This is a genomic window from Saccharothrix sabaoui, from assembly GCF_051756985.1.
In the GTDB taxonomy this organism is placed as follows: domain Bacteria; phylum Actinomycetota; class Actinomycetes; order Mycobacteriales; family Pseudonocardiaceae; genus Actinosynnema.
Genome location: NZ_JBPKJK010000270.1, coordinates 1 through 7,012, shown reverse-complemented (window position 1 = coordinate 7,012; position 7,012 = coordinate 1). Strand labels below are relative to the sequence as shown.

Genomic DNA, 7,012 nt, shown 5'->3' with positions numbered 1-7,012 from the left:
CCGTCTCACGTCAGCCAGCTCTGCCCGCCGAAGTCCTCGTCGTCGTCCACCGGCGCGGGACGCCGGGGTGCCGGCCTCGCCGCGGGCGGCGGGGGCGGGGGCGACGGCGGGACCGGTGCGGCGGCGGGGAACGGCGTCGTCGGGGGCGTCGGCGCGGGCGTCGTCCACGCGGCGCCCGGTGCCGGGGCCTCGTAGGTCGGCTCGTCGTCCTCGGCGCCGAAGCGGTACTCGTCCGGCTTCTTCTGCGTCGCGGCCTGCGTGCCCCACCCGCCGGCGGCCTTCTGCCGCGCCTCGGTCTCCTCGATGCGCTCGACGACCTTCTGCGCGACCTGCCCCTGCTTGGAGAAGCTGTCGGCCGCCTTGTCCCTGGCCTCGCGCGAACGGCGCTCCCGCAGCTCACGCCGGTCGGCGTGCTCCCGCGAGATCTCGTCCATGCGGCTCTTGGCCGCGGCCAGCCTCTCCGACGCGACGCTCATCGGCGCTCCTCACCCAGCACGCCCTGGACCCGGCTCAGGGCGACGTCGTCGTCGAACAGCGAGCCGGTCGTGCGCCACTGCCCGGGGCTCCTGCGCTCGTCGTCACCGCCACCGCCCTGCTGACCGCCGGCGGCGGGCGTGCCGCCGGCCATGCCGCCCATCATGCCGCCGCCGACCGCCGACCCGCCCGGCTGGCCCGCGGTGCTGCCGTCGTGCATGGACGGCAGGGTCGCCGAACCGGCCTGGCCGGCCTGGGAGGCGTTGGTGTCCGACGCGAGGCCCTGGTCGGCGGAGTTCGGGGCGCTCCACGTGCTGTCCGAACCGGACGGCGAGCCGCCCAGCACCGAGTCCGCGCCGTTGAAACCGCTCGGGCCGCCGCCGAGGACCGACGCGCCGGACGCGGACGTGGTGCCCTCGGTGTTGTACTGCACGGGGCCGTCGAACGCGGGCGCCGCGCCGAACCCGCCGCCGCCACCGCCGTGGCCGCCGAAGCCGCCGCCACCGCCGCCGTCGAAGCCGGGGGCGGGACCGAAGGCCGGGCCGCCACCGCCGGGGCCGCCGGCACCGGGACCGCCGCCGAACCCACCGCCACCGCCGCCGTCGAAGCCCGGCGCGGGACCGAAGCCGGGACCGGGCTGCGGGACGCCGGCCGCGGGCGTCGGGGCGCCCTGGGGCTCGGTGAACCCGCCGAAGGCGCTCGCCGCCGGACCACCGTCCGCGACCGGCACGGGCGCGCCCTGCGGCTCGGTGAAGCCACCGGCGAAGCCGCTGTCCGCGACCGGCACCGCGGCCACCTCGGGCGCGGTGAAGCCGGGCGCCGCGCCGATGGCCGACTCCAGCCGGTCGGCCGGCGCGGGCATCGTGGTCACGTCGCCGGGCCGGTCCGCGCTCGGCAGGTTGGGGGTGGCCGCCGCGTCCGAACCGGCGTCGGGGTCGTCCTCGCCGAACTCCACGCCGTACTGCTCCGGCGACCCGTCGCCGTTGTCCACGCTCAGGTTGATCTCGCCGGTCAGCGGGTCGACCTCGGCCGTGATGGCCAGGCCGTCCAGCTCGATCAGCGCCTTGCCGTCGGCGCCCGCCTCGATCGGGATGGCGGCGTCAGACCCGCCCTGACCTGCGTTTTCGCCAGGGGCGAACAGGGTGTTGGCACCCGCCGCCGCGCCCGCGGCACCCGCCCCGGCGACGCCGCCGGACGCGGTGGTCGCACCCGCCAGCGCCCCGGCCAGTGCCGCGCCGCCGTTCTGGCCCATCAGCGCCTTGAGCGCGTCGGGGTTGTTGCTGAAGTCGACGTCGTACGTCTTCGGCTCGCTCTGCGGCGTGTCGACGGTGATCTTCACGTGGCCGTTCGCGTCCGGCTCGGTGATCTTGATCTCGTTGTCGCCGCTCTTGATGGTGACGGTCTCGGGGTTCTCCTCCTCGCCCTTGAGGCCGTCGGGCTTGCCGCCCTGCTGGTCGTCCGGCTTGCCGTCGCCGTCGAGGTCGTCGGGCTTGCCGTCGCCGTCGAGGTCGTCGGGCTTGCCGTCGCCGTCGAGGTCGCCCGGGACCTGGAGGGCGTCCGGCTTGCCGTCGCCGTCCTTGTCCAGCGGGTTCTCCGGCTTGGGCATCTCCGGCACACCGCCGCCACCACCGCTGCCGCTGCCGCCACCGCCGCTGGGCATGCCGCCACCGCCGCCGCCCGACCCCGTGCCGCCACCGCCACCGCCGGTGCCACCACCGGTGCCGGTGCCGGTGCCGCCGCCCGTGCCGTCGTCACCCGGGTCCGACGCGGGCGCCGGGAACGGGTTCTCGAACCCGGCCATGTAGTTGGCGAGCGTGTCCCACTTCGCGTCCACAGAGGACTTGGTTTCCGCGCAGCACTGCTTGAACTGCTCGTAGAGGCCCCAGAACTCGGTGTTGAACGAGTCCCTGATCCACTTCTTGCACTGGTTGATCGCGTAGTCGCGGTTCTCGTCGTTGAGCGTGCAGTCGTCGGAGTGGATGCGGTCCGCGATGTTGCTGCCGGTCTTCGAGTCGACCCAGCCCGCGATCTCCAGCACCCGGTCCTTGGAGTAGTCGCCCTCGCCGCGCGCGAACGAGACGACCTTCTCCGCCATGAACGTGTCCGCCTGGCCGATCTGCTCCCGGTACATGCCGAGGACCTCGTCGGCCTTGCTCTTGCACAGCTCGTACACGCCGCCGACCGCCGTGCGGGTCAGGTCCGCCGCACCGTTCAGGGCGTCGCCCAGCTCGGTGACCTTCGGCACCAGCTCGCCGCTGTAGTGCTCCTGCGACGCCTGGGCCGCCGCGCCCTCCCACTCGCCGTACAGGCCCTTGAGCTGCGCGTCCACCTCCGACTTCAGCTCGTCGACGCGGGACTTGGCGGCGCTGAACTCGTCGGCCTCCATGAGCAGCTTGTGGAAGTTGATCCCGCGCTGCTCGTCGTACGGCTTGTTGATGTGCTCGGCGAGGTTGAGGGAGTGCGTGTTGCCGACGCAGTCGCCCGGCCGGTTGTTCCAGATGGGCTCGAACTTCTCGAAGACCTTCAGCCCGGCCTTGCCCGCGTCGAACAGCTCGTCGGACAGCTTCACGCCCGTGCCGGCCGCCGTGGGCGGCTGCTTGCCGTCCAGCGCCTTCTCGCCGTCCTCGACGGCCTTGGTCTGCTCGCGCGAGTTGTAGCTGTTGGACTCGCCCTCGGCCTTGGCCTCGTCGTAGCGGCCCTGGAGGCCGTTGTCGGCGGACGCGCCGTCGCCCCAGTTCCAGAAGCTGGAGGTGTCGTAGCGGTCCTTGTAGGCGTTGGCGTCGTCGGGGATGCTCCACGGCGCGGTGTCGGAGACGTAGGCGTGCATCAGCTCCGCCTTCTTGTCCTCCGACACGTTCGGGTCGTCCAGGACGGCCTTGACGTCGTTCCAGCTCGGCGTGGCCATCAGTACTGGCTCCCCACGTTGCCCGCGTTGGTGGACTCGACGTCGTCGTAGGTCGCGGCGCCGGAGCCGATCTTCCCGGCGAACCCGGCCAGCACACCGGTCATGTTCGCGATGCCCTTGCCGAAGTTGTCGATCCCCGTCTTGTACTTGGCGAAGTGCTGCTGGTGCGCCTCGCCGAAATCACGGGCGATCGTCTCGGTCTGGCCGACCTTCTTCAACTCGTCGGCCGTGTCCTTCGCGGCATCCGAAATGCCCTTCGAGGCTTTACGCATCGCCTCGGTACTGGTGCCGTAACCGGCCACGGCGATCCACTCCCCTCCGTGGCACGACGGCCACGACCCTCTCAACCGACTCGCCCGGTACGACGCGGGCGTTCGGCACGCGGTTCCCATCGTGGCAGCTCGCACGGCCGGGCGAGCACCTTTTCCGGCCGGTCCTCGCAGATGTGGACGCCGGGGCGGGTCAGCCCTGCCGAGGGGGACCGGGCGGGTGGGGCGGCTGCCGGGGCGGGGGCGGCGGCGAGCCGGGCGGTGGGCCGTACGGCGGTCCGGGCTGCCCCGGCCGGCCGGGCGGCCCGTACGGCGGCCGGCCCTGCGGCTGCTGCCCGAACGGCGGCTGCTGCCCGTACTGCTGCTGCCCGTGCGGGGGCTGGCCGTGCGGGGGCTGGCCGTACTGCTGACCGGGGTACCCGGGCGGCGGTGGGGGGCCGGGGTTGCCCCGGCCCTTCTTCACCCGCACCACCACGAGCACGACGACGGCGAGCACCACCAGCGCGATGATCGCCAACGTGCTGTAGCCCAGCATCCGGACCCCCGGGACGTGAGACGTCAGTGCACCGAGGAAACCACACCGGCGAGGCGCTGGGCGGCGGACTCGGCCAGCTCGTGCGTCGCCGCCTCCACCATCACCCGGACCAGCTGCTCGGTGCCCGACGGGCGCAGCAGCACCCGGCCGGTGTCGCCCAGCTCGGCCTCCACGGCGGCCACGGCCTCGCCGACCGCCGCGTCCTGGGCCACCGCGGCCTTGTCGGCCACGACCACGTTCAGCAGCACCTGCGGCAGCCGGTGCATGACCGACGCCAGCTCGGCCAGCGGCCTGCCGGTCTCGGCCATGCGCGCCATCAGGCGCAGCGCGGTCAGCAGGCCGTCGCCGGTGGTGGCGTGCGCGGGCAGGATGACGTGCCCGGACTGCTCGCCGCCGAGGGCGAACCCGCCCGCGCGCAGCTCCTCCAGCACGTACCGGTCGCCCACCGCGGTCGTCTTCACCTCGATGCCGTGCTCGCGCATCGCGATGTGCAGGCCGAGGTTGCTCATGACGGTGGCGACCAGCGTGTCGTCGGTCAGCTCACCGGACTCCTTCATGCCCAGCGCCAGCACGGCCATCACCTGGTCGCCGTCCAGGTCGTTGCCGTCGGCGTCGACCGCGACGCAGCGGTCCGCGTCGCCGTCGTGCGCGATGCCCAGGTCCGCGCCGTGCTCGACGACGGCGGCGCGCAGCAGCGCCACGTGGTTCGAGCCCACGCCGTCGTTGATGTTCAGGCCGTTCGGCGCGGAGTGGATCTCCACGACCTCCGCGCCCGCCCGCCGGTAGGCGTCCGGGGCGGCGACGGACGCGGCGCCGTGCGCGCAGTCCACCACGACCTTCAGGCCGTCCAGGCGGTGCGGCGTCACCTTCAGCAGGTGCTGCACGTACTGGCCCTCGGCGTCCTCGATGTCGCGGACCCGGCCGATGCCCGCGCCGGTCGGCCGGTGGCGGCCCTCGCCCGTCTTCTGCTCGATCTCGTCCTCGACCGCGTCGGGCAGCTTGTGCCCGCCGGCGGCGAAGAGCTTGATGCCGTTGTCGGGCATCGGGTTGTGCGACGCGGAGATCATCACGCCCACGTCGGCGCCCAGCGCGGCCACCAGGTGGGCCACGGCCGGGGTCGGCAGCACGCCCGCGCGCAGCACGTCCGCGCCCGCCGACGTGAGACCCGCCACCACGGCCGCCTCCAGCATCTCGCCGCTGGCGCGCGGGTCGCGGCCGACCACGGCGACCGGCCGGTGGGACCGGTCGTGCTCGGCCAGCACGCGCGCCGCCGAGGCGGCCAGCGACAGCGCCAGCTCGGGGGTCAGGTCCGCGTTGGCGAGACCGCGTACGCCGTCGGTGCCGAACAGGCGAGGCATGATCGCCGTGACCTCCACGTGAATTGCGCAACACAGGGCTGGCAAGGCCGACAAAAACACCGCGGGAGCAGCAGTTCGACGTAGGACGAAGAACTGGCTGCTCCCGCGGGGTGGTGCTCGCTGGACCCGGAAGTGGGGTCAGCGCTTGCTGTACTGAGGCGCCTTGCGGGCCTTCTTCAGGCCGTACTTCTTCCGCTCCTTGACCCGGGGGTCGCGGGTGAGGAAGCCGGCCTTCTTCAGCACCGGGCGGTCCTCGGAGTCGACGGCGATCAGCGCACGCGCGATCGCGAGGCGCAGCGCACCGGCCTGGCCGGTGGTGCCGCCGCCGCGCAGGTTCGCGATGACGTCGAACGTCTCCGGCTTCTCCGTCGTCACCAGGGGCTCGCGGATGAGCTGCTGGTGCACCTTGTTCGGGAAGTACGCCTCGAGCGACTTGCCGTTCAGGGTGAACTTGCCGGTGCCGGGCAGGAGGCGCACGCGGACGATGGCCTGCTTGCGGCGGCCGACGGTCTGCGCCAGGTGGTGCGCACCCGCGTTCAGGGTGTGGCGCACGACCGGAGCGGCCTCGTCGGCATCGGCCTCGTCAGCGTCGGCCTCGTCAGCGTCCGCTTCGGTGGCGTCCGCTTCGGTGGCGTCGGTGTCGGCGTCGATGCCCTCGGCGTCGGTGCCCTCGGCCTCGGCGGCGTCGGCGGCCTCGGCGTCGGTGCCCTCGACAGCCTCGGGGGCGGTCTCGTCGGCGTCGGTCTCGACGGCGTCGAGGTCGGCCTCAGGGGTGGTCACGTCGATGTCCTCGGTCTGCTGCGGCTCGGTCACTGGGCGACCTTCTTGATCTCGTACTGCTGCGGCTGCTGCGCAGCGTGCGGGTGGTTCGGGCCCGTGTAGACCTTGAGCTTGCCCGCCATCGCGCGGCCGAGGCGGTTCTTGGGCAGCATGCCCTTGATCGCCTTCTCGACAAGACGGTCGGCACGGGTGTCCAGCACCTCGCCGAACGAGCGCTGGCTGAGGCCGCCCGGGAAGCCGGAGTGCCGGTACACGAACTCCTGGTCACGCTTCTTGCCGGTCAACGCCACCTTGTCCGCGTTGATGACGATGACGAAGTCACCGGTGTCAACGTGGGGGGCGTAAGTCGGCTTGTGCTTGCCGCGCAGCAGCGTCGCGGCCTGGGTGGCGAGCCGACCGAGCACCACGTCCTGGGCGTCGATCACGTGCCAGGCTCGGGTCACCTCGCCGGGCTTCGGGCTGTACGTGCGCACGGGTCTACCTCGTCGTCACTTGCGTCTGGGGTCATTGCGGCGGTTGCTCAGGCCAGAGACCCCAGGTGGGCAGAGGACCAGAACACGAGGCGCGCATAGAGCACACCAGGTACCGCACAACAACGTAGGAAGATACCGGGTGGGGTCGGGGCTGGTCAAAACGACCCCCCTTCACCCGGTGCCGGCACCCCTCGCGGAGGTCTCCGCGGGCGGCCGGT

At 72.9% G+C, this 7,012-nt stretch carries 7 protein-coding genes; all 7 read right to left on the bottom strand.

Annotated elements, in window-relative coordinates:
• Positions 1-5: 5 nt before the first annotated feature.
• The 7 genes from ACR807_RS40365 to rplM all read right to left on the bottom strand — a co-directional run bounded on the left by ACR807_RS40365 (position 6) and on the right by rplM (position 6,794).
• A complete protein-coding gene (locus tag ACR807_RS40365) occupies positions 6-476 on the bottom strand; it encodes a hypothetical protein (RefSeq protein ID WP_438926824.1) in 471 nt (156 codons plus the stop codon).
• Positions 473-3,379 carry a WXG100 family type VII secretion target gene (locus ACR807_RS40360; RefSeq protein WP_438926823.1) on the bottom strand — a complete coding sequence of 969 codons (2,907 nt, stop codon included), beginning with the start codon at positions 3,377-3,379 and terminating at the stop codon, positions 473-475. Before ACR807_RS40360 ends, ACR807_RS40365 begins: the two co-directional genes overlap by 4 nt.
• Positions 3,379-3,681: a hypothetical protein gene (locus tag ACR807_RS40355; RefSeq protein WP_438926822.1), complete on the bottom strand. Its 303-nt coding sequence runs from the start codon at positions 3,679-3,681 to the stop codon at positions 3,379-3,381. The genes ACR807_RS40360 and ACR807_RS40355 overlap by 1 nt, the downstream gene beginning before the upstream one ends.
• A 160-nt stretch (positions 3,682-3,841) precedes the next feature.
• Positions 3,842-4,183 (bottom strand): hypothetical protein, encoded by a 342-nt coding sequence (locus tag ACR807_RS40350; protein ID WP_438926821.1) that lies wholly within the window; start codon positions 4,181-4,183, stop codon positions 3,842-3,844.
• 23 nt (positions 4,184-4,206) lie between these two features.
• On the bottom strand, positions 4,207-5,541 hold the full coding sequence (gene glmM, locus ACR807_RS40345; RefSeq protein WP_438926820.1) for a phosphoglucosamine mutase: 1,335 nt from the start codon (positions 5,539-5,541) through the stop codon (positions 4,207-4,209).
• A 138-nt stretch (positions 5,542-5,679) separates the two neighbouring features.
• Positions 5,680-6,354 (bottom strand): 30S ribosomal protein S9, encoded by a 675-nt coding sequence (gene rpsI / locus ACR807_RS40340; RefSeq protein ID WP_438926819.1) that lies wholly within the window; start codon positions 6,352-6,354, stop codon positions 5,680-5,682.
• Entirely contained in the window at positions 6,351-6,794 is a 444-nt protein-coding gene (gene rplM, locus ACR807_RS40335) for a 50S ribosomal protein L13 (protein WP_438926818.1), read from the bottom strand. Before rplM ends, rpsI begins: the two co-directional genes overlap by 4 nt.
• Between the last annotated feature and the right edge of the window lie 218 nt (positions 6,795-7,012).